The organism is Aminobacter sp. P9b (genome assembly GCF_045345995.1).
GTDB classification, from domain to species: Bacteria; Pseudomonadota; Alphaproteobacteria; order Rhizobiales; family Rhizobiaceae; genus Aminobacter; species Aminobacter niigataensis.
The window spans coordinates 4697334-4718716 of the sequence record NZ_CP150082.1 but is presented as its reverse complement, the minus strand read 5'-3'; the positions used below and the strand labels follow the sequence as shown (position 1 = coordinate 4718716).

Genomic DNA, 21383 nt, shown 5'->3' with positions numbered 1-21383 from the left:
CCCATGTCATTTCTCAAGATCAGCAATCTCTACAAGAACTACGGCCAGGTAGAGATCCTCAAGGACATCAATATCGAGATCGACAAGGGCGGTTTCCTGGTGCTGGTCGGGCCGTCCGGCTGCGGCAAGTCCACGCTGCTCAACACCATCGCCGGGCTCGAGCCGATCACCTCGGGCGAGATCGCGATCAACGGCAAGTCGGTGGCCGGTCTGCATCCGTCCAAGCGCGACATTGCCATGGTGTTCCAGTCCTACGCGCTCTACCCGAACATGACGGTGGCGGGGAACATCGCGTTCGGCATGGAAATCCGCGGCGTGCCCAAGGACGAGCGCGACAAGGCGATCAAGCAGGTGTCCGACATCCTGCAGATCGGCCACCTGCTCGACCGCAAGCCGAGCCAGCTTTCCGGCGGCCAGCGCCAGCGTGTGGCCATGGGCCGGGCGCTGGTGCGCGATCCGCAGGTGTTCCTGTTCGACGAACCGCTGTCGAACCTCGACGCCAAGCTGCGCGTCGACATGCGCACCGAGATCAAGCGCCTGCACCAGCGCATGAAGACGACCATCGTCTATGTCACCCACGACCAGATCGAGGCGATGACGCTTGCCTCCAAGATCGCGGTGCTGAAGGACGGTATCCTGCAGCAGTTCGGCACGCCGGCCGAAATCTACAACAGCCCGGCCAACATGTTCGTCGCCGACTTCATGGGCTCGCCGGCGATGAACCTGCTCAATTGCCGTCTCGAAGGTGGGGCGGGCAGCAGCCTTAGCGTCATCCTCGATCGCCCTGGCGACCAGCCGCTGGCGCTGCCGATCAAGCTGGCCAATGGCGCGCTCGGCGCTTACGCGGGCAAGGAGATCATCTTCGGTGTGCGCCCGGAAGCGCTGACCGACCCCGACGGTGCCGACCGAAACGCCAAGTCGATCGCCGAGGGCGAATGCCTGATCGAGGTGGTCGAGCCGGCAGGCTCCGACACCTTTGCCGTCACCAAGCTCGGCGGCAAGGAAGTGGTGGCGCGCCTGCGTGCCGATGCGGCGATCCATGCCGGCCAGAAGACCAAGCTCGCCTTCAATCTCGACAAGGCGGTGTTCTTCGACCCCAAGAGCCAGCTGCGCATCGCCTGACATGTCCGGACAGCCTGACATCGTCATCATCGGTTCGGGGGTCGGAGGGGCGACGGTCGCCGCCGGGCTCGCCGCGACCGGGGCCGAAATCCTGATCCTCGAAGCCGGCGGCCATATCGAGGACCGGCCGGAGAACCGCGACCAGCGCGCCATCTTCCAGCGCGGGCACTTCCGGCCCGACGAGACCTGGTACGAGGCCGACGGCACCGGCTTCAACCCCGGCAACTACTACAATGTCGGGGGAAACTCGAAGTTCTACGGCGCCGTGCTGACGCGCTACCGGCGCGAGGACTTTGCCGAGATGCAGCATCTCGACGGTGTGTCGCCGGCATGGCCGATTGCCTATGAGGAGATGGAGCCGTGGTACGGCCTGGCCGAAGAACTCTACCAGGTGCGCGGCGCACTGGGCGAAGACCCGACCGAGCCGGTGCATTCGAAGCCCTATGGGCTGAAGCCGGTCGCTGACGAGCCAGCGATCTCGAAGGTGCGGATGCGCCTCAAGGCGAAGGGCGTGCACCCTTTTTCGCTGCCGCTGGGCGTCGACATCGAGCGCTGGCTGGCCAAGGGCAAGACGCCGTGGGACGCGCATCCCAACAGTTTTGACGGCAAGATGGACGCCGAGACGACAGCACTTGCTGCGGCACTGAAGCATGACAACGTCAAGCTGCAGACCGGTTCGCGGGTGACGCGGCTGGAGAGCGGCCCGGACGGCCGGATCGTCGCTGTTCACTATGTCAGCAACGGCGAGACGGCGGTACTGAAGCCCAAGCTGGTGATCCTGTCGGCGGGTGCGGTGCAGTCGGCGGTGCTGCTGCTGCGCTCGGCCAACGACAGCAATCCGACCGGGCTCGCCAACCGCTCCGACCAGGTCGGCCGCAACTTCATGAACCACAACTCGACGGCGGTTATCGCCGTGAGCCCCTGGTTCCGCAACGACTCTGTCTACCAGAAGACCTTCGGCTTCAACGACTTCTATCTTTCCGACGGCGAGGGCGGCCCGCCGCTCGGCAATGTGCAACTGCTGGGACGCATCTCGGGAACGATCCTGAAGGGGGCGATGCCTTCGGTGCCGGAGTGGCTGCTCAACCGGGTGACCGCGCATTCGATCGACTTCTACGCCATGAGCGAGGACCTGCCGTCGCCCGAAAGCCGCATCATGGTCGATGGCGACCGCATCGTGCTGAAATGGGTGCGCAGCAACTGGGAGGCGCATGAGCGGCTGGTGGCCAAGCTCAAGCAGGTGCTGCGTAGCGCGGGCTTCCCACTCGTCGTGTCACGCGCTTTCGACAAGCGCACGCCGTCGCACCAGTGCGGCACGGTACGCATCGGCAACGACCCCGCGCAGGCGCCGCTCGACGTCTTCTGCCGCGCCTTCGACCATCCGAACCTGTTCGTCGTCGACGCCGGCTTCCTGCCGACCTCGGCGGCGGTCAACCCGGCGCTGACGATCGCAGCGCAGGCGCTGCGCGTCGCCGACCATATTGCCAGGAAGGATCTCGCGGCATGAGCATCCAGGCGAAACCCGTGGCGCTGGTGACCGGCGCGCGCCGCGGCATCGGGTTGGCGGTGGCCAAGGCATTGGCCGAAGCGGGCTTCGATCTTGCCATCACCGACCGAGAAATGGATCAGGCTGCGGTGGAGGCCGTATCCGGCCTTGAAAAACACGGCGCCAAGGTCCTGTTCGTCGTCTCCGACCTCGCTGCGATCGACGGCCATGCAGCGACGGTCGAAAAGATCGCCGATCACTTCGGGCGGCTCGACTGCCTGGTCAACAATGCCGGCATCGCGTCCAAGGTGCGCGGCGACTTCCTCGAGCTTTCGCCCGAGAATTTCGATGCCATCATGGCGGTCAATTTGCGCGGCACGGTGTTCTTCACGCAAGCGGTACTGCGCGCCATGCTGGCCATGTCGCAGCCGAGCCAGCGGCGATCGATCATCAACATCACCTCGATCTCGGCCGAGATGACCTCGCCGGAAAGGCTCGACTACTGCATGTCGAAAGCCGGGCTCTCCGCCTTTACGCAAGGGCTGACGCTCCGGCTGGCGAGCTCCGGCATCGACGTGTTCGAGATCCGGCCCGGCATCATACGCTCCGACATGACGGCCAAGGTCCAGGAAAAATACGATCGGCTGATCGGCGACGGGCTTGTGCCGATCAAACGCTGGGGCGAGCCGGACGATATCGGCCGCATCGCGGCAGCCCTTGCCAGCGGCAGCTTCGGCTTCGCCACGGGCACCATCATCAAGGCCGACGGCGCATTGTCCGTCGCGCGTCTCTGAGAGTTTTCGGGATGAGCTACGACTACATCATCACTGGTGCCGGCCCAGCCGGCTGCGTGCTCGCCAATCGGCTGAGCGAGGACCCTGAAGTGCGTGTGCTGCTGCTGGAAGCCGGCGGCGGCGACTGGAACCCGCTGTTCCACATGCCGGCAGGCTTTGCCAAGATGACCAAGGGCGTGGCGAGCTGGGGCTGGGAGACAGTGCCGCAGAAGCACATGAAGAACCGCGTGCTGCGCTATACACAGGCCAAGGTGATCGGCGGCGGCTCAAGCATCAACGCCCAGCTCTACACGCGCGGCAACGCCGTCGACTACGATCTCTGGGCGAGCGAGGACGGCTGCACCGGCTGGGACTATCGCTCGGTGCTGCCCTATTTCAAGCGCTGCGAGGACAACCAGCGCTTTGCCGACGACTACCATTCCTATGGCGGGCCGCTGGGCGTGTCGATGCCGTCGGCGGCGCTGCCGATCTGCGACGCCTATATCCGCGCCGGCCAGGAGCTCGGCATTCCCTACAACCACGACTTCAACGGCCGCCAGCAGGCCGGTGTCGGCTTCTATCAGCTGACCCAGCGCAACAAACGCCGCTCGTCGGCCTCGATGGCCTATCTCGCGCCGATCAAGGACCGGCGCAACCTGACCGTTCGGATGGGTGCCCAGGTCAGCCGTATCGTGATGGAGAATGGCAGGGCGGTTGGCGTCGAGATTGCCAACGGCAGCAGCACCGAAATCATCCGCGCCGAGCGCGAAGTCCTGGTGTCCTCGGGCGCCATCGGCTCGCCCAAACTGCTTCTGCAGTCGGGCATCGGCCCGGCCGATCATTTGAAGAGCGTCGGCGTTCCGGTGGTCCACGACCTCAAGGGCGTCGGCGAGAACATGCAGGATCACCTAGACCTGTTCGTGATCTCCGAATGCACCGGCGATCACACCTACGACAACGTCGCCAAGCTGCACCGCACGCTGTGGGCGGGGCTGCAATATGTGCTGTTCCGTACCGGGCCGGTGACATCAAGCCTCTTCGAGACGGGCGGGTTCTGGTATGCCGATCCCGATGCGCGCTCGCCCGATATCCAGTTCCACCTTGGGCTCGGCTCGGGCATCGAGGCGGGCGTGGCGCGTCTCAAGAATGCAGGGGTGACGCTGAATTCAGCCTATCTGCATCCGCGCTCGCGCGGAACGGTGAGGCTGGCCTCGAACGATCCGGCGGCCGCTCCCCTGATCGACCCGAACTACTGGGCCGATCCGCACGACCGCAAGATGTCGATCGAAGGCCTCAGGGTCGCGCGCGAGATCATGCAGCAGGCAGCGCTCAAGCCGTTCGTGCTGGCCGAGCGGCTGCCGGGGCCGGACATCGTGACCGAGGAACAGCTGTTTGACTACGGTTGCGCCAATGCCAAGACCGATCATCACCCTGTCGGCACCTGCAAGATGGGCACCGATGACATGGCCGTCGTCGACCTCGAGCTCAAGGTGCGGGGCATCGAGGGCCTTCGCGTCTGCGACAGCTCGGTGATGCCGCGCGTGCCGTCCTGCAACACCAACGGGCCGACGATCATGGTGGGTGAGAAGGGTGCGGACATCATCCGCAACCGCGAGCCCTTGCCGGCCGCGATCTTCACCCACGAGCGCAACGATGCGCGGCCGCGGGCGCGGGCCGAGGTGAGATAGCCGGCTCCACGGCGCACGATGAGTACCGGACCGCTGCGCTACCTGGAAGCGCGGACGCAGCAAGGGCCGGCGGGCAACAATTGCGCCTGTTTGCCTATCGACATATTGACATAAAGATGTCTTTATGTGACCTGACGGCTTTGTCGCCGAAAGGACGTAAAATGTCGCAAAACGCCTCCTCCCTCGACGCCCTGTTTGGGGCCGTGTCCGCCAGGCCGGACGGTTCGGAGGTGATGGCCGCGCTCAAGGCTGCGGCGCGCGAACGAATTCTCGTCCTTGATGGCGCGATGGGCACCCAGATCCAGGGATTGGGCTTCGATGAGGACCATTTCCGCGGCGACAAGTTCACCGGCTGCGCCTGCCACCAGCAGGGCAACAACGACCTTTTGATCCTGACCCAGCCCAAGGCGATCGAGGAAATCCACTACAAATACGCCAAGGCCGGCGCCGACATCATCGAGACCAACACGTTTTCGTCGACCTCGATCGCCCAGGCCGACTACGGCATGGAAGACATGGTCTACGAGCTCAACCGCGACGGCGCGCGGCTGGTGCGTCGTGCCGCGATCCGCGCCCAACAGGAGGATGGCAAGCGCCGCTTCGTTGCCGGCGCGCTCGGGCCGACCAACCGCACGGCGTCGATCTCGCCCGACGTCAACAATCCCGGCTACCGCGCCGTCAGCTTCGACGACCTGCGCATCGCCTATGGCGAGCAGCTGCGCGGCCTGATCGACGGGGGTGCCGACATCATCCTGATCGAGACGATCTTCGACACGCTGAACGCCAAGGCGGCGATCTTTGCCTGCGAAGAGATCTTCATCGAGAAGGGCGTGCGCCTGCCGGTGATGATCTCCGGTACGATCACCGACCTGTCCGGCCGCACGCTCTCGGGCCAGACGCCGACCGCCTTCTGGAACTCGATCCGCCACGCCAACCCCTTCACCGTCGGCCTCAACTGCGCGCTTGGCGCCAATGCCATGCGGCCGCATCTCTCCGAATTGTCCGACGTCGCCGAGACCTTCATCTGCGCCTATCCCAATGCCGGCCTGCCCAATGCCTTCGGCCAGTATGACGAGAGCCCGGAATTCATGGCCGCCCAGGTCGAGGAATTCGCGCGCGAGGGCCTGATCAACGTCGCCGGCGGCTGCTGCGGTTCGACGCCGGAGCATATCCGGGCCATCGCCGAAGCCGTAGCCAAGCATCCGCCGCGCCAGATACCGGAACTGAAGCCGCAGATGCGGCTGTCGGGCCTCGAGCCGTTCACGCTCACCGACGAGATCCCGTTCGTCAATGTCGGCGAGCGCACCAACGTCACCGGCTCGGCCAAGTTCCGCAAGCTGATTACGGCGGGAGACTATGCGGCCGCCCTCGAGGTAGCGCGCGACCAGGTCGTCAATGGCGCCCAGATCATCGACATCAACATGGACGAGGGCCTGATCGATTCGAAGAAGGCGATGGTCGAGTATCTCAACCTGATCGCCGCCGAACCCGACATCGCGCGCGTGCCGGTGATGATCGACAGCTCCAAATGGGAGATCATCGAGGCCGGCCTGAAATGCGTGCAGGGCAAGGCGATCGTCAACTCGATCTCGATGAAGGAGGGCGAGGAAGCCTTCCTGCATCACGCCCGGCTCTGCCACGCTTATGGTGCTGCCGTCGTCGTCATGGCCTTCGACGAGCGGGGCCAGGCCGACACCAAGGCGCGCAAGGTCGAGATCTGCACCCGCGCCTACAAGCTGCTCACCGAGCAGGCCGGCTTCGCGCCTGAAGACATCATCTTCGATCCCAACATCTTTGCGGTCGCCACTGGCATCGAGGAGCACGACAATTATGGGGTCGACTTCATCGAGGCGACGCGAGAGATCACCCGCACCCTGCCGCACGTCCACATCTCGGGCGGCGTGTCCAACCTGTCCTTCTCGTTCCGCGGCAACGAGCCGGTGCGCGAGGCCATGCATGCCGTGTTCCTCTACCACGCCATCCAGGCGGGCATGGACATGGGCATCGTCAATGCCGGGCAGCTGGCGGTCTATGAATCGATCGATCCGGAGCTGCGCGAAGCCTGCGAGGACGTCGTTCTCAACCGCCTGCCCAAGGCCGGCGGCACCGCGACCGAACGCCTTCTCGAGCTGGCCGAGCGCTACAAGGGCACGGCCGGCAAGGAAGCCAAGGAGCGCGATCTCGCCTGGCGCGACTGGCCGGTCGAGCAGCGCATCAGCCACGCGCTGGTCAACGGCATCACTGAGTTCATCGACGCCGACACCGACGAGGCGCGGCTGAAGGCGGAACGTCCGCTGCATGTCATCGAAGGGCCGCTGATGGCCGGCATGAACGTCGTCGGCGACCTGTTCGGCGCCGGCAAGATGTTCCTGCCGCAGGTGGTGAAATCCGCCCGCGTCATGAAGCAGGCGGTTGCCGGGCTCCTGCCGCACATGGAGGCGGAGAAGGCTGCCAACGCCGCCAAGGGCATCGACAATGGCGAGCGCCAGACCGCCGGCAAGATATTGATGGCGACGGTCAAGGGCGACGTCCACGACATCGGCAAGAACATCGTCGGCGTCGTGCTCGCCTGCAACAACTATGAGATCATCGATCTCGGCGTCATGGTGCCGGCAACCAAGATCCTGCAGACCGCGCGGGAGCAGAATGTCGACATCATCGGCCTGTCCGGCCTGATCACGCCGTCGCTCGACGAGATGGCCCATGTCGCGGCCGAAATGGAGCGCGAGGGTTTTGACATCCCGCTGCTGATCGGCGGTGCCACCACCAGCCGCGTCCATACGGCGGTCAAGATCCACCCGCGCTACGAGCGCGGCCAGGCCGTCTATGTCACCGACGCCAGCCGCGCGGTCGGCGTGGTGTCCAACCTGTTGTCGGCCGAGGCGAAGCAGGGTTACGTCGAAACCGTACAAGCGGAATACAAGAAGGTCGCCGATGCGCACGCCCGCTCGGAGGCCGACAAGCAGCGGCTGCCGCTGGCAAAGGCCCGCGCCAATGCGCACAAGGCCGACTGGACCGGCTACACGCCGCCGAAGCCGAGCTTCTTCGGCACGAAGGTGTTCGAAAACTGGGATCTCGCCGAGCTCGCCCGCTACATCGACTGGACGCCGTTTTTCCAGACCTGGGAGCTCAAGGGCCGCTACCCCAAGATCCTCGAGGACGAGAACCAGGGTGCGGCTGCGCGCCAGCTGTTCGAAGACGCCCAGGCGATGCTGAAGAAGATCATCGACGAGAAGTGGTTCGCGCCGAAGGCGGTGATCGGCTTCTGGCCGGCCAATGCTGTCGGCGACGACATCAGGCTGTTCGCCGACGACAGCCGCACAAAGGAATTCGCGAGCTTCTTCACCCTGCGCCAGCAATTGACCAAGCGCGACGGCAGGCCGAATGTCGCGCTGTCGGACTTCGTAGCCCCTCTCGACAGCGGCAAGGCCGACTATGTCGGCGGCTTCGTGGTGACCGCCGGCATCGAGGAGGTGGCGATCGCCGAGCGCTTCGAGCGCGCCAATGACGACTATTCCTCGATCATGGTCAAGGCGCTGGCCGACCGCTTCGCCGAGGCTTTCGCCGAGCGCATGCACGAGTGCGTCCGCAAGGAGTTCTGGGGGTATGCGACGGACGAAAGCCTGTCGGGCGACGAGCTGATCGGCGAGGCCTATCACGGCATCCGCCCGGCGCCCGGCTATCCGGCGCAGCCCGACCACACCGAAAAGACGACCTTGTTCCGCCTGCTCGACGCCGAGAACAATGCCGGCGTGACTTTGACGGAAAGCATGGCGATGTGGCCGGGCTCGTCGGTCTCGGGCCTCTATCTCTCGCATCCGGAAAGCTATTATTTCGGTGTCGCCAAGGTCGAGCGCGACCAGGTCGAGGACTATGCCAAGCGCAAGGGCATGTCGGTTGCAGAGACGGAGCGCTGGCTGGCACCGATCCTCAACTATGTGCCTGCCGCCTTCGCCGAGGCGGCGGAATAGTCGGAGCAGCTTTAGGCGCTTGACTTGTCGATGCGCGCCTATAGCTTGCCGCGTGGTTATGGTTCTCCCGCCTCTCGGCGGGAGCTAAGAGGGAATTCGGTAGAAGCCGAAGCTGCCCCGCAACTGTGAGCGGTCAGGGCATGGTCCCGAAAAGTGGTTTCCGCTTTTCGGAAACGATCATGCCCAATGGTGAATAGCCACATTGCCCACCACGTCACTGGCATGAAGCCGGGAAGACGGGCGATGAAGCAACGACCCGCGAGCCAGGAGACCTGCCTGACCAAGTGAGGTTCCGTGGGCGGGGTGTACCACAGGAGCGCGGGTTGAAACGGTAGCCATCCGGCACCGGCTTTGGCCTGCGTTGCCGCAATCCCGCTACGGCTGGTCAGGGATTGCAGGTGTCGAACTCAAGCGAAAACAACTCCGCGCCGCAAAGGCATGTGCTGCTGGTCGCCAAGTCGGCCTTTGCCGCTGCGCCCTACAGGCAGATGCAGCAACTCGCCGGCCTTGCGGCCACGCTTCCCGGCGTCGCCGGTGCCAGCTTCGGCTTCACAGAGCAGGGCACGCCGTCGCTGCGAGAGGCGCTCGGAGCCCTGCGTGAGGCCGGTGCCTCCGACATTCTCATCCTGCCGCTGATGCTGCCGATCGAGCCGAGCTTCACCGCCTGGCTCACCAAGTCGCTGCGCCGCTGGCAGGCCGAGGATGGCGCGCCATGGCCCAATGTCCGCATCGCACAGGGCCTCGCCGACAGTGCGCTCCTGCCGGCGCTGATGGCCGGGCTTGTCGAAACCGCAGAAGTGGCTGCTCCCGTTCCGCCTGCCGAAAAGCTGGTGCCGGAGGGGTCGCTGATCCCGGCACAGAAACGTCGCGTGCTGGTCTGCCAGGGCGGCCCGTGCAACGCCGCCGGCGCCGATCTCATGTGGGGTCACCTGCGCAACCAGCAGGACCGCCAGAAGCTGCGCGTCAGCGGCGACGGCACCATGAGCTGCAAGTCGACCTGCCTCGGCCCCTGCAACCTCGCCCCCGTCATCCAGGTCTTTCCCGAGGGGACCTATTATGGCGGCGTCACCGAGGCCGCCATAGACCGCATCGTTGCCGAGCACCTGCTCGGCGGCCGTGTGGTCGATGAGTTTGCCTACGAGCCAACCGGTCGCAAGCAGACGCTGCGCGCTGCCGCTCCTGTCAAACCCTCGCTGGCCAAATCCTAGCGGGACGTTCGTCAGGCCATTTCGTGCGTGGCGCGGCCCAAGCCGTGGCGCGCCTGTCGCGTCTCGCGCGGAAGCTCGCCGAATTCATGCCTGTATTCGGCGGCGAAGCGGCCGAAGTGGGTGAAGCCCCATTTCAGAGCGACATCGGTGACGGTGGCTTCGCTCGCCACCAGGTCGAAGCGGGCGCGGCGCATGCGTTCGCGCGTCAGCGCGCGCAGCGGCGAGATGCCGAAGGCATTCCTGTAGGCAAGTTGCAGCGTCCGGGGCGCGACACCGGCGGCGCCGGCGATCTCGTGCAGCCCGATGGGCAAGGCGGCATGGGCGCGGATGAACTCCTCGGCGCGCTTGAGATGGCGAGGTGCCGCACCTTGCCTCCGGTCGTCGAAGAACAGGCTCATGTTGCTGGGCTGGCTGCGCAGGAACAGTTCCAGGAGGTGCTGCTCGTACAGAACGTTCTGGATGCCCGATCCCGCTGAAGCCGTCTTCCTCTCCGCGGCCTGGAACAGTGAGTTGGCGAGGCGCCGCCACGCCTGCATCTCGGGCCTCGAAAAATCCACCAGCGGATCGAAGATCAGCGGCCCCGGTATGTCGCGGTCGAGCAGGCGCATGGCAAAGGCGTGCAGCGGCGCCTTGCGCACCTGGATGAGCAGTTGCGCGCAGCCCTGCCACCACTTCATCCTCGTCGCCAGGTCGGCGTTGAGCACGGAGGCGATGCTGCGGTTTGTGATGAATTCGCGCGAGCCGTTGCGGACGGTCGCCGTGCCCGAAACCGGCATCTGGATCAGATAGAAGTCGCCAAGTTCGCCGGGGTCGATCAGCACGTCGGCGCCATAGCTGATGTAATTCAGCGAGATCATCTCGCCGGGGGCATGATTGTGTGTGACACGAAAAGATTTTCGATCACCGATGATGTCCAGTCGGTGATTGCAGAACTTCTGGGCGACCCGCTCCCTGGCGCAGTCGAGATCGTTCGACTGAAACAAGACATGATCGGAAAGCGGTACCCTTCGAACGGACGCCTCTTCCATCAGCATCCGGCCAGACTAGCACCGATCATCCGGCTGCCAACGAAAATGAACGGCAATGCATCCACCCTGCTGCATTTTTGCGTTTTCTGGATAGTCGCCGCGCATTCCGGCTAGTTCATTGACGATGTCTGCAGCACTCTTCGGGGTGGAACAAATGAAAGGGCCGCCATGGGCAGGTCCTTCGAACAGAGGGAGCTTATGATGAGCAAGGAACTCGCCAAGGGCATTACGCGCAAGGGCGACGGCTATGCCGGCAAGACCTGGAATATCCTTGGACAGGTCTATTTTCCGAAGGCGGTTTGCGATGCCACCTTCGCCTTCGAGACCAACAGCGAGCCGGGCCAGTTCGTGCCCGTGCACGTCCATCCGACTCAGGAAGAGTTCATCCTCGTGCAGGAAGGCGAACTCGATCTCAAGCTCGACGGCGAATGGGTCAAGGCCAAGGCCGGCGACCTGGTACGCATGCCCAGAGGCATCCCGCACGGCTACTTCAACAAGTCGGACAAGCCGACCAAGGCACTGTTCTGGGTGTCGCCGGCGGGCATGCTGGAAGAGCTGTTCAACAAGCTCGACAACCTCGCCGACCCGGCCGAGGTGGTGAAGGTCTCGGCCCAGCACGAGGTCAACTTCCTGCCGCCGGAAGCCAACGACTAAGCCACCGGATCACACGCCGCTGACCGTCCTGGCGCACGCGACATCCGTCGCGTGCGAGGGCGAGCCTGCGTCCTGGCTGACAAGGAAAAGCAAATGGTCGACAAGAAGAAAGTCTGCGTCATCGGCGCGGGCGTGAGCGGGCTCGCGGCTGCTCATGCCTTCAGGCAACGCGGTCACGAGGTGCACATCGTCGAGCGCGGCAATGATCTGGGCGGGGTCTGGGAGCCGTCGCGCTCCTATCCCGAGGTGCAGACGCAAAGCCCGAAGGATCTCTATCGCTACACCTCGATGCCGATGCCGGACGACTATCCGGAATGGCCCAAGGGCACGCAGGTCCACGCCTATCTCAGGACCTATGCCGAGCGGAACGGGCTGGTGCCGCTCATCCGCTACGGCACCAAGGTCGTTTCCATGCAGCGGCGGCAAGGGGCCAAGGGCTGGAGCCTCGAGCTTGCCAGGGACGGCAACGCGGTCAGCGAAGATTTTGACTTCGTTGCGGTCTGCACCGGCAATTTCAGCGAAAAACGCGAGCTCGTACATCCGGGCCAGGATGATTTTACCGCAGCCGGCGGCCAGGTGCTTCATTCCTCGGAATACACCGATTCCGCAACCGTGAAGGGCAAGCGCGTCGTCGTGCTCGGCTTCTCGAAATCCGCCACCGACATCGCCGTCAATGCGGTCAATTCAGGCGCTGCCGACGTCAGCATCGTCTATCTCGAGCCGGTCTGGCGCATACCGTACTTCATCGGCGGGCTGATCAATTTCAAGCGCATCCTCTATGTCCGCGCCCAGGAGGTGATGTTCCCGAACTGGGACCAGCCGCTGCTGGCGCGGCTCGCGCACACTGTCGCCAAGCCGTTCGTCTGGGCCAACTGGCGGGCGCTGGAAAGCCTGCTCTCGATCCAGCTCAAGTTGAAGAAGACAGGGCTCAGGCCGACGAAGCCGATCGAAACCACGATCAACTGTTCGGTCCCGATCGTCACGCCGGGTTTCTTCGACATGGTGGCGGACGGACGCATCAAGGCGATCCAGGGCACCATCTCCGGCTACGAGCAGGGTACGGTGATTCTGTCGGGCGGCGAGCGGGTGGCGGCCGACATGGCTATCCTCGCGGTCGGCTGGAAATCCGGCGTGCCTTTCCTGCCGCAGGAATACCAGCGTAAGCTGGTCGAGCCGGACGGGCAGTACAGGCTCTACCGGGTCATCGCCAATCCCGACCTGCCCGACATGGGCTTCGTTGGTTTCAATTCGTCATTCTGCACGGTGCTGAGCGCCGAGCTGGCCGGTAACTGGCTGGTGCGCTACGCCGACGGCATGCTGGGCCGCCAGCCTTCGAGACAGGAAATGAACGACAACATCGAGATGATGCTGCACTGGAAGCGCAACGAGCGCCCGGCGGCGGGCGTCTATGGCGGCCTGTGCGTGGCGCCTTATCATTTCAAGCATTTCGACGAACTGCTGGCCGACATCGGCGCCAAGAAACGGCGGCGCCATGCGCTGGCCGAGAATTTCGCGCCGCCTAATGCCGATGCCTATGCGGGCTACCTGGCAAGCGCGCCGGACTATCGCGCGGCGTAGACCAGGAAAGGACCGCGCGGCTGCCGTAGTCGTCGATCGTAGTCGTATGGCCACGGGCGTCGTACTGCGGTTCGAATTTATCTCACGATATCAGGGAGTTCGGATGGTGGGCGTGACAGGGATTGAACCTGTGACCCCTGCAATGTCAATGCAGTGCTCTCCCGCTGAGCTACACGCCCATCCGATGGGGGCGGATACACCATTTTTGATCCGGCGCGTCAATAGCGTGTTTGGCGGAAAAATGCGCCGGATCATCAATTCCCTAGACGACGCTAGGGAAACGCCTCAGGCGGCGTGCAGCATCTTCTCGACCTCGTTGACGAGATCGCGCAGATGGAAGGGTTTCGACAGCACCTTGGCGTCGCGCGGTGCCTTCGAATCAGGGTTGAGCGCGACCGCGGCAAAGCCGGTGATGAACATCACCTTGAGATCGGGATCGATCTCGGTGGCGCGGCGCGCCAGCTCGATGCCGTCCATCTCCGGCATGACGATGTCGGTCAGCAGCAGCGAAAAGGGTTCCTCGCGCAGCCGCTCGTAAGCGCTCGCGCCATTGTCGAAGTCGCTCACCTGGTAGCCGGCGCGTTCCAGCGCCTTGACCAGGAAGCGGCGCATATCGTCGTCGTCTTCTGCCAGAAGAATGCGTGCCATCAGTTTCCCGTCCGAATTAGCGGTCGAAGCCGCCCCCCATCAGGGGCTTCGTTAACCATCTTGTATATGAGTTCGGGACGGTAAACATCAAGTGAATGCGCTGCCGGATTGGTGACGCAAAGGCACGATCGGGGCGGCTTTTCCACATTTCGAATGCTGGACACCGGCGGCCGCAGGTGGCACCTTCGAACAATGAGTGAGTGCATTTCGCAGGTCCGTCAACAAAGATGACGCCAGCCGAAGATTTCTCGGTGCTGCCGCCGTTCGAAGTCAGGACGAGCGCAGAGCAGCGCGTGCCGTTCGTGTTCAACTCGCCGCATAGCGGGCGGTGCTATCCCGAACGCTTCCTCGCCATGACCCGGCTCGATTCGACGTCCATCCGGCGCTCCGAGGATTGCTACGTCGACGAGTTGTTCGGTGCTGCCGTCGCACTCGGCGCACCCATGCTGACGGCACATTTTCCGCGCGCCTATCTCGATGTGAACCGCGAGCCGTGGGAGCTCGACCCCAGGATGTTCGCGGAACCTGTGCCGCCTTTCGCCAACGTCCGCTCGGCCCGAGTCGCCGGCGGGCTCGGTACCGTGCCGAAGCTGGTGGGCGAGGGGCTGGACATCTATCCGGGCCGGTTGCCGCTGTCGGAGGCGGTCGACCGCATCGAATGCGTCTACAAACCCTACCACGAGACGCTGAAGCGGCTGGTCACGCGCACCCATGCGCGGTTCGGCTATGCCGTGCTGGTGGACTGCCATTCGATGCCGGCTTCGGTCCGCATCGGCGACAGCGGCATGCGGCCGGACTTCATCGTCGGCGACCGTTTCGGCACCTCGGCCGCGTCGGAGCTTTCCGAACGGGCCATCGGGCTATTGGCGGCGATGGGTTACACCGTGGCGCACAATAAACCTTATGCCGGCGGTTTCATCACCGAACATTACGGCCGGCCGGCGCGCAAGCTGCATGCGCTGCAGATCGAGATCAATCGCGGGCTCTACATGGACGAGCGCACGTTCCAGAAATCGGCAGGCTTTTATGCTCTGGCCGACGATCTGGCGCGGTTTTCCGCCGATCTGATGGCGGTTCCGGATCATCATTTCCTCGACCTGCCGCTGGCTGCGGAGTAGCACCGCAGGCCGAGCAGGTTAAAAAAAGACCGCTCCGGAGAGCGGTCGAAGTCTAGGGAGGAAACGCCCAAGGAGGGCATGGACAGGAAACCCTGTCCGAAGTCGAGATTATTGTGCGCTGCACAAAAGTCAAGGCGCCTTGGGATTCTTTAAATCAAGTTGATGTGGTTATTGCCGGCGAGGGCCGCGGCGTGTCATCCACGCAACAGTCAGAGATGGGGTGAATGATGGTCGACGCCGAATTCATGCGACGGATCGCACGTGCTGCCGCAGCCGAAACGCTGCCGCGCTTCCGCCGGCAGGGTGCAGTGGCAAACAAGCTTGCCGGCGGTTTCGATCCCGTCACCGAGGCCGACCAGGAGGCCGAACGCGCCATCCGCGCGCTGATCAACGCCGAGTTCCCCGGCCACGGCATCCTCGGCGAGGAGCATGGCAGCGAAAACATCTCCAACAGCCATGTCTGGGTGATCGATCCGATCGACGGCACGCGCGCCTTCATCTCCGGCCTGCCGGTCTGGGGCACGCTGGTGGGCCTGACCGTCGATGGCGACGCGGTGGCCGGGCTGATGTCGCAGCCCTTCACCGGCGAGTTGTTCTACGCCGACGGCAACGGCTCGCACTACGAAGGGCCGGGCGGTCCGCGCAAACTTTCGGTGCGCAAGACGACCAGCCTGTCGGACGCGACGATGTTCACTACCACGCCGGCGCTGTTCAAGGGCGAGATGCGCAAGCGCTACGACGAGCTCGAAAGCAAGGTGCAACTCGCCCGCTACGGCACCGACTGCTACGCCTTTGCCATGGTGGCGGCGGGGCAGGTCGACATCGTCGTCGATCCCGGCCTCAAGCCCTATGACATCGTGGCGCTGATCCCTGTCATCGAGCAGGCTGGCGGCATCGTCACCACCTTCGATGGCGGCCCGGCGGAGAATGGCGGCGACGTCATCGCGGCGGCGACGCCGGAACTGCACAAGGCGGCGATGGCCGTGCTGGCGGGATAGTCCTGCCTATGCGTCGGCGGTTGCCGGCGTTCCGGGCACGAAGGCGGTGAAGGCTGCGAGCAACTGCTCGCGGTAGATGTCCGCTTCCTGCAGGATTTCGTGACGCGCGCCGTCGATGGTCAAAAGCGATGCCACGCGGCATTGGCTGGCAAACTGCTCGACGTCGCGCGACGACACCACTTCGTCGGCACCGGCGTTGACGATCAGCATCGGCACCTTGAGCGCTGCCATGAATTGTGGCTCGCGCACGGCCTCGGACGCCTGCGCTGCGGCGCGCATCCAGGCGATGGTCGGCCCGCCGACGGACAGCTCGGGATAGGTCTCGTAGAGCAGCATGTTGCGGCGATAGCGGCGCTCGTCGCTGGTCAGCTTGTTGATTTCGAAAGGCGTGCCTTCCCTAGGCCGCGGGCCCCATGCGGCGTAGAGCCGGCCGAGGCCGAGCCAGCAGAGCAGGGTGCCGATGCGGCTGATCGCCTTCATCGACAGCGGTGCGCCGATGACCGACAGGAACGGCGCCACCAGCACCATGCGCTGGACGCGGTTGACCATCGAGGGTGCGGCGAGAAGGGCGATCAGCGCCCCGCTCGAATGGGCAAGCAGGAAGAAGGGGCCGCGGCAGTCGGGCAGCACGATCTGCTCGAAGAAGGCTTCGAGGTCGCGGACATAGTGGTCGAAGCTCCTGACGTAGCCGCGATGGCCGTCACGCAGCAGCCGCTCGGACGCGCCCTGGCCGCGCCAGTCGAAGGTGGCCACCGCATGGCCGCGCACGGTCAGGTCGCGGATGGTCTCGAAATATTTCTCGATGCACTCGTTGCGGCCGTTGAGCAGGATCACCGTGCCCTTGAAGGGATGGGAGGTCGCCGGAAACAGCGCATAGCGCAGGCGCTTGCCGTCATGGGCGACAAAGTCGCCGGAGGTGGCCCTCTCAGGAACCGGATTGCCGGGGATTTCGTGGAACAGGTCCGTCATCAGGCGCTTCGGCTTGGCACTCGCTGCCGTGGGATCAGGCGATACGAGGGTGATAGAAAGGCGGGCCGAGAAAATCAAAGGAATTTCGTGGGCGAGGCGGAATCGAATGAGGCCGGAGGCAGCTTGCGGGATGCCTCCGGCCTCTGTCGCTCCGGGAGGAAGGGACGTTACAACCCGGCTCGGCCTCGTCGGCGGCATTCTGTGGTGCCGCCTGTTCTTCAACTTGGGTGCACTCTAGACGGGGCGACCTGAACGGATGCCGAAGGCCCGGTTCATCTTCGGTTCATCGACGGGCCGGTGAAAAGCTATTGGGAAAACGTCTTGAAATGGCTTCGGGTGGCACCCAAATGTCTCCTTGCGGCGCCCAATATCGGGGCCGCTGATCACCGCCGGGGCGCCAGAATGGGCTTCGGCACAGATCATGCGCAAAACCTTGTTGCTCACTGGAGAACACCCATGCGTCACGTTGATTTTTCCTCGCTCCACCGCTCGACCGTCGGCTTCGACCGGCTGTTCAGCATGCTTGACGGCCTTGGCCAGCCCGAAGGCGGGCAGACGACCTATCCGCCCTACAACATCGAGCGCACCGGCGAGGACGCCTATCGCATCAGCATGGCGGTTGCCGGCTTCTCGGAAACCGAGATTTCGATCGAAGCCCATCGCAATGTGCTGACGGTCAAGGGCGAACGCGGCAATGAAGGCACCGGCGAAGGTTCGGAGCTGCTCTATCGCGGCATCGCTTCTCGCGCTTTCGAGCGCCGATTCCAGCTCGCCGACCATGTCGAGGTCGTGGGCGCGGCCCTCAAGAACGGCCTGTTGCACATCGATCTGAAGCGCAACATTCCTGAAGAGCACAAGCCGCGCAAGATCGAGATCTCCGCTGCGCCCGCCAAGGCCAAGCAGATCGAAGCCAACACCGTCAACTAAGACAACTCCTCCCAAGGAGAAAAGACGGCGCCCTCGGGTGCCGCCTTTTTCATTTGCGGTCAGGCCCTCTCTGGGCGCGCGCGGCAACTCCTGGCTTTCAACGTTTTATCGCCGGGATCAGGTCGGCAAGCGAGATATTACGGTAGCTCGACATCACCCTTGTCTCGGCGTCATCGAGAATTGTGCTGAGCGCAGCATTTACCGAGCGTTCAACCGGACAGTCGGGATGATCCGCCGTGATGCCCAGCGCAAAGAGGGATGGGCTTCCCAGCGCCCGGTGCACGTCCAGGACGGTGATGTCCTCCAGCGGGCGCGCCAGTTTCCAGCCGCCGTTCGGTCCGCGAGCGGCTTCCACATAGCCCTGTTTTCTCAGACCGGCCATCATGCGCCGAACCACGACCGGGTTGGTGCCGAGCATCTGCGCGATGGTTTCGGACGTCGCCCTTCCGTCGTGCAGATCGATGTGGATCAGCATGTGGAGCATGCGGGATAGACGGCTGTCTTGCGTCATTGGCGGGCCCGACCGAGCGTTTCAGGGGAAATCATAACAAGAGGGGTTACAATCTCTTGCCTTCTGATAGAATGTAACTTGATGAGTTACCTTCTGCAAGCCAAGGCCATAAGCAGGCGAACCTTCGCCCGGCGTGTCGTTGCGCTGGCAGCGGCGACCATGTTCCCGCAGCGATCCCTTGCCGGATCACCAGGACCTGAGAAGGAGACTGCAATGCCGCAATTGCCCTATCGATTCCTCGACGTGAATGGCCTTCGCATGCGCATCGCCGATCAGGGCCAGGGCCCGCTGGTGCTGCTTTGTCACGGCTTCCCGGAAACCGCCTATTCCTGGCGCCACCAGATCGCCGCGCTGGCGGCTGCGAACCATCGTGTCGTCGCCCCCGATCTCCGCGGGTTCGGCGGCACCGACGGGCCCGCAGATGTAAGCCAGTATTCGATCATGCATCTGGTCGCGGACATGGTCGGCCTGCTCGATGCGCTTGGCGAAGAGAGAGCGGTGATCGTCGGCAATGACTGGGGAGCGACCCTGGCCTGGCAAGCAGCCCTTCTGCGCCCCGACCGGTTTCATGCGGTTGCCGCCATCGGCGTTCCGATGATGGGACAGCCTCCCGTGCCGCCAACGCGCATCTTCCCGCAAACCGACGATGCCATCTTCTATACGCTCTATTTTCAGCAGCCCGGCGTGGCAGAAGCCGAGTTCGAGCGGGACATCGGCCTGACGCTGCGCAAGATCCTGTATGCGGCTTCGGGCGATGCGGGCCTGAGGCTTGAAGGCGATGGAACGCCAAATCCCTTCGCCATGGTGAGCCGTGAACAGGGGCTGCTGGCGCCGCTGTCAACACCCGATGCCCTACCGTCCTGGCTGAGCGCGGCCGATCTCGACGCCTATGTCGGAGACTTTCAGGCCAGCGGGTTCCGGGGCGGGTTGAACCTCTACCGCAATCTAGACCGCAACTGGGAAATGCAGCATGCCTTTTCGGGGCTCAAGGTTGCGGTTCCGGCGCTCTTTCTTATCGGGGAGCGCGACGTCGGGCTGCAGATTCCTGGTATGCGCGACATCATTGCGGCAATGCCCAGCCTCGTGCCACTGCTACGTCAGCCGATCTACCTGCAGGGCAGCGGTCATTGGCCATCGCAAGAGCGGCCGGACCTTGTGTCCGAGGCGCTGCTGTCGTTTCTCAAGACCCTGTGACACAGGCCATGCTTGCGAAGGCTGTGGAAGCGAACGGCGCACCTCGGCAAGCCGTCCGGTCACACGTCAACTCCGCAACAATTCACCGAAGCGACCGATCTCGTCGGCCGTCGTGGCAAAGCTGGTGACGAAGCGGTAGAGCGTTTCGTCCTCGCCCAACTGTCCGTCGAAGCCGGCCGGCGCGTGCCAGTCGTAGAAGGCAGCTCCCGCAGCCAGCGCCTTGTTGGCGACCTCGGTCTTGATCACCGCAAAGACCTCATTGGCCTGCGGCTGCCAGGCGAGGCGAGCGACCGGCGAACTTGCGATGGTCGCGGCCAACTCGGCCGTCATTTCATTGGCGTGGCGTGCCGTATCCAGCCACAGGCCGCCGTCGAAATAGGCGTCGAACTGGGCGGAGATGAAGCGCGACTTGGAAAACAGCTGGGCTGCACGCTTGCGCAGGAAGGCCATTTCCTTGGCACGGTCGAGATCGAACAGCACAACCGCCTCGGCGCACCAGCAGCCATTCTTGGTGCCACCGAACGAGACGATGTCGACGCCGCGCTTCCAGGTCATCTCGGCCGGCGTGGTGTCGAGTGATACCAGCGCATTGGCGAAGCGGGCACCATCCATATGCAGCGGCAGCGAATACTGCCTGGCGATGGCGGAAATGGCCTTGATCTCGTCGAGGCCGTAGACGGTGCCGACCTCGGTCGACTGGGTCATCGAGATTGCCATCGGCCGGCCGGCATGGACGAATTCCGGCGCGAAACGGTCGACCGCGCGTTCGAGGGTCCTGACGTCCATGCGACCGAGCGCTCCGTCGATGGCATGCAGCCTGGAGCCGCCGGTGAAATATTCGGGCGCGCCGCATTCGTCTTCGATGATGTGAGACTCGCGATGGCCGAAGGAAATGCCGCCGGGGCGGTTGTAGGCGGCCAGCGCAAGCGAGTTTGCGGCAGTGCCGGTGGCGACGAAGAACACCGCCACCTCGCGTTCGAATATCTCGCTGAAGCGCGCGTAGACAGCCTGGTCGAGATTGCCGTCGCCATAGGCCCGGCTGAAGCCTGCCGCGCTGGCGTGCAGCCGTTCGGCGATCCTGGGGTGCGCGCCGGCCCAGTTGTCTGATGCGAAGAACATGTTGTCCGTCCGTGATATGGCTGTCGGAGACTGCGTTGCAGAATTGGGCCCGAGCTAGAGCGGGTTTTGCCGTTTTCGGCAAGTCCGGGACCTGGAAATCGATTGAGGCAGGCGGGATGAGCGCTTTTGACCGGTTGTTCAAAAGTTACGCCAGGCATGAGTTCGACGAAACTTTCTGTCTTTGACGATGCGGAAAATTGGTGAATCGGTCTTGTGCGTATTCAAGAATTCTGTCATACGAAATTTAGGACAGCAGTGCTGTCTTATTTATCTGCCCAAAGCGGACCGGATATGGCGTATGATAATGCCACGTCCGTCTGCCGCCGCGAGCTAGGGTCAGAGGTCGTGCCGGAGTGCATTCGGCCTTGTCTGCCCCGACTGGCGGTTCGGT

At 63.8% G+C, this 21383-nt stretch carries 16 protein-coding genes, 1 tRNA gene, 1 pseudogene and 1 riboswitch; of the genes and pseudogenes, 12 read left to right on the top strand and 6 right to left on the bottom strand.

The genetic code is table 11. From position 1 onward, the window contains the following. Positions 1-3 precede the first annotated feature (3 nt). The 6 genes from WHT83_RS23235 to WHT83_RS23210 all read left to right on the top strand — a co-directional run bounded on the left by WHT83_RS23235 (position 4) and on the right by WHT83_RS23210 (position 10248). The gene (locus WHT83_RS23235) at positions 4-1122 is read left to right on the top strand and encodes an ABC transporter ATP-binding protein (protein ID WP_108607066.1); all 1119 of its coding nucleotides are present in this window, start codon (positions 4-6) and stop codon (positions 1120-1122) included. Between the two features lies 1 nt (position 1123). Beyond that, positions 1124-2629, top strand: coding sequence for a GMC oxidoreductase (locus WHT83_RS23230; RefSeq protein ID WP_406872511.1), 1506 nt, complete (start codon positions 1124-1126; stop codon positions 2627-2629). After that, positions 2626-3402 carry a 3-ketoacyl-ACP reductase gene (locus WHT83_RS23225; RefSeq protein ID WP_406872510.1) on the top strand — a complete coding sequence of 259 codons (777 nt, stop codon included), beginning with the start codon at positions 2626-2628 and terminating at the stop codon, positions 3400-3402. Before WHT83_RS23230 ends, WHT83_RS23225 begins: the two co-directional genes overlap by 4 nt. A gap of 11 nt (positions 3403-3413) precedes the next feature. Continuing rightward, a complete protein-coding gene (locus tag WHT83_RS23220; protein WP_406872509.1) occupies positions 3414-5069 on the top strand; it encodes a GMC family oxidoreductase in 1656 nt (551 codons plus the stop codon). Between the two features lie 161 nt (positions 5070-5230). After that, positions 5231-9040 (top strand): methionine synthase, encoded by a 3810-nt coding sequence (gene metH, locus WHT83_RS23215; RefSeq protein ID WP_406872508.1) that lies wholly within the window; start codon positions 5231-5233, stop codon positions 9038-9040. A 42-nt stretch (positions 9041-9082) separates the two neighbouring features. Further along, a riboswitch (cobalamin riboswitch) is annotated at positions 9083-9335 on the top strand. Between the two features lie 103 nt (positions 9336-9438). Next, positions 9439-10248 carry a (2Fe-2S) ferredoxin domain-containing protein gene (locus tag WHT83_RS23210; RefSeq protein WP_406872507.1) on the top strand — a complete coding sequence of 270 codons (810 nt, stop codon included), beginning with the start codon at positions 9439-9441 and terminating at the stop codon, positions 10246-10248. An 11-nt stretch (positions 10249-10259) separates the two neighbouring features. On the opposite strand, the gene WHT83_RS23205 is transcribed toward WHT83_RS23210, so the two are convergent. Further along, positions 10260-11231 (bottom strand): AraC family transcriptional regulator, encoded by a 972-nt coding sequence (locus WHT83_RS23205; protein WP_246389702.1) that lies wholly within the window; start codon positions 11229-11231, stop codon positions 10260-10262. Between the two features lie 246 nt (positions 11232-11477). Between WHT83_RS23205 and WHT83_RS23200 the strand changes: the two genes are divergently transcribed. Then, on the top strand, positions 11478-11930 hold the full coding sequence (locus WHT83_RS23200; RefSeq protein ID WP_108609752.1) for a cupin domain-containing protein: 453 nt from the start codon (positions 11478-11480) through the stop codon (positions 11928-11930). Between the two features lie 12 nt (positions 11931-11942). After that, positions 11943-13508, top strand: a pseudogene (locus WHT83_RS23195) (flavin-containing monooxygenase); the annotation flags it as partial. A gap of 104 nt (positions 13509-13612) precedes the next feature. Here WHT83_RS23195 and WHT83_RS23190 read toward each other — a convergent pair. Beyond that, positions 13613-13687, bottom strand: a tRNA-Val gene (locus WHT83_RS23190). 106 nt (positions 13688-13793) lie between these two features. Further along, entirely contained in the window at positions 13794-14156 is a 363-nt protein-coding gene (gene cpdR / locus WHT83_RS23185; RefSeq protein ID WP_018429348.1) for a cell cycle two-component system response regulator CpdR, read from the bottom strand. 227 nt (positions 14157-14383) lie between these two features. On the opposite strand from cpdR, the gene WHT83_RS23180 reads away from it, so the two are divergent. Both WHT83_RS23180 and hisN read left to right on the top strand, forming a co-directional pair. Then, positions 14384-15274 carry an N-formylglutamate amidohydrolase gene (locus WHT83_RS23180; RefSeq protein ID WP_108607074.1) on the top strand — a complete coding sequence of 297 codons (891 nt, stop codon included), beginning with the start codon at positions 14384-14386 and terminating at the stop codon, positions 15272-15274. 224 nt (positions 15275-15498) lie between these two features. After that, the gene (gene hisN, locus WHT83_RS23175; RefSeq protein ID WP_108607075.1) at positions 15499-16272 is read left to right on the top strand and encodes a histidinol-phosphatase; all 774 of its coding nucleotides are present in this window, start codon (positions 15499-15501) and stop codon (positions 16270-16272) included. A gap of 6 nt (positions 16273-16278) precedes the next feature. On the opposite strand, the gene WHT83_RS23170 is transcribed toward hisN, so the two are convergent. Further along, on the bottom strand, positions 16279-17241 hold the full coding sequence (locus WHT83_RS23170; protein WP_183264224.1) for an alpha/beta fold hydrolase: 963 nt from the start codon (positions 17239-17241) through the stop codon (positions 16279-16281). A 456-nt stretch (positions 17242-17697) separates the two neighbouring features. Between WHT83_RS23170 and WHT83_RS23165 the strand changes: the two genes are divergently transcribed. Beyond that, positions 17698-18168, top strand: a complete 471-nt coding sequence (locus tag WHT83_RS23165; RefSeq protein WP_183264225.1) for an Hsp20 family protein — start codon at positions 17698-17700, stop codon at positions 18166-18168. A gap of 97 nt (positions 18169-18265) precedes the next feature. Here the strand turns inward: WHT83_RS23165 and WHT83_RS23160 are convergent, their stop codons facing one another. Further along, on the bottom strand, positions 18266-18679 hold the full coding sequence (locus tag WHT83_RS23160; RefSeq protein WP_406872506.1) for an Rrf2 family transcriptional regulator: 414 nt from the start codon (positions 18677-18679) through the stop codon (positions 18266-18268). Between the two features lie 222 nt (positions 18680-18901). Here WHT83_RS23160 and WHT83_RS23155 point away from each other — a divergent pair, with 222 nt between their 5' ends. After that, positions 18902-19873, top strand: a complete 972-nt coding sequence (locus WHT83_RS23155; RefSeq protein WP_199914623.1) for an alpha/beta fold hydrolase — start codon at positions 18902-18904, stop codon at positions 19871-19873. Between the two features lie 66 nt (positions 19874-19939). On the opposite strand, the gene WHT83_RS23150 is transcribed toward WHT83_RS23155, so the two are convergent. After that, positions 19940-20992, bottom strand: coding sequence for a low specificity L-threonine aldolase (locus WHT83_RS23150; RefSeq protein ID WP_108607079.1), 1053 nt, complete (start codon positions 20990-20992; stop codon positions 19940-19942). Positions 20993-21383: the final 391 nt, after the last annotated feature.

Bases quoted from the DNA above. Each gene is read 5' to 3' on its own strand.
- WHT83_RS23235 (WP_108607066.1), top strand. From the start codon at position 4: ATGTCATTTCTCAAGATCAGCAATCTCTACAAGAACTACGGCCAGGTA.
- WHT83_RS23230 (WP_406872511.1), top strand. From the start codon at position 1,124: ATGTCCGGACAGCCTGACATCGTCATCATCGGTTCGGGGGTCGGAGGG.
- WHT83_RS23225 (WP_406872510.1), top strand. From the start codon at position 2,626: ATGAGCATCCAGGCGAAACCCGTGGCGCTGGTGACCGGCGCGCGCCGC.
- WHT83_RS23220 (WP_406872509.1), top strand. From the start codon at position 3,414: ATGAGCTACGACTACATCATCACTGGTGCCGGCCCAGCCGGCTGCGTG.
- metH (WP_406872508.1), top strand. From the start codon at position 5,231: ATGTCGCAAAACGCCTCCTCCCTCGACGCCCTGTTTGGGGCCGTGTCC.
- WHT83_RS23200 (WP_108609752.1), top strand. From the start codon at position 11,478: ATGAGCAAGGAACTCGCCAAGGGCATTACGCGCAAGGGCGACGGCTAT.
- cpdR (WP_018429348.1), bottom strand. From the start codon at position 14,156: ATGGCACGCATTCTTCTGGCAGAAGACGACGACGATATGCGCCGCTTC.
- WHT83_RS23180 (WP_108607074.1), top strand. From the start codon at position 14,384: ATGACGCCAGCCGAAGATTTCTCGGTGCTGCCGCCGTTCGAAGTCAGG.
- hisN (WP_108607075.1), top strand. From the start codon at position 15,499: ATGATGGTCGACGCCGAATTCATGCGACGGATCGCACGTGCTGCCGCA.
- WHT83_RS23170 (WP_183264224.1), bottom strand. From the start codon at position 17,241: ATGACGGACCTGTTCCACGAAATCCCCGGCAATCCGGTTCCTGAGAGG.
- WHT83_RS23165 (WP_183264225.1), top strand. From the start codon at position 17,698: ATGCGTCACGTTGATTTTTCCTCGCTCCACCGCTCGACCGTCGGCTTC.
- WHT83_RS23160 (WP_406872506.1), bottom strand. From the start codon at position 18,679: ATGACGCAAGACAGCCGTCTATCCCGCATGCTCCACATGCTGATCCAC.
- WHT83_RS23150 (WP_108607079.1), bottom strand. From the start codon at position 20,992: ATGTTCTTCGCATCAGACAACTGGGCCGGCGCGCACCCCAGGATCGCC.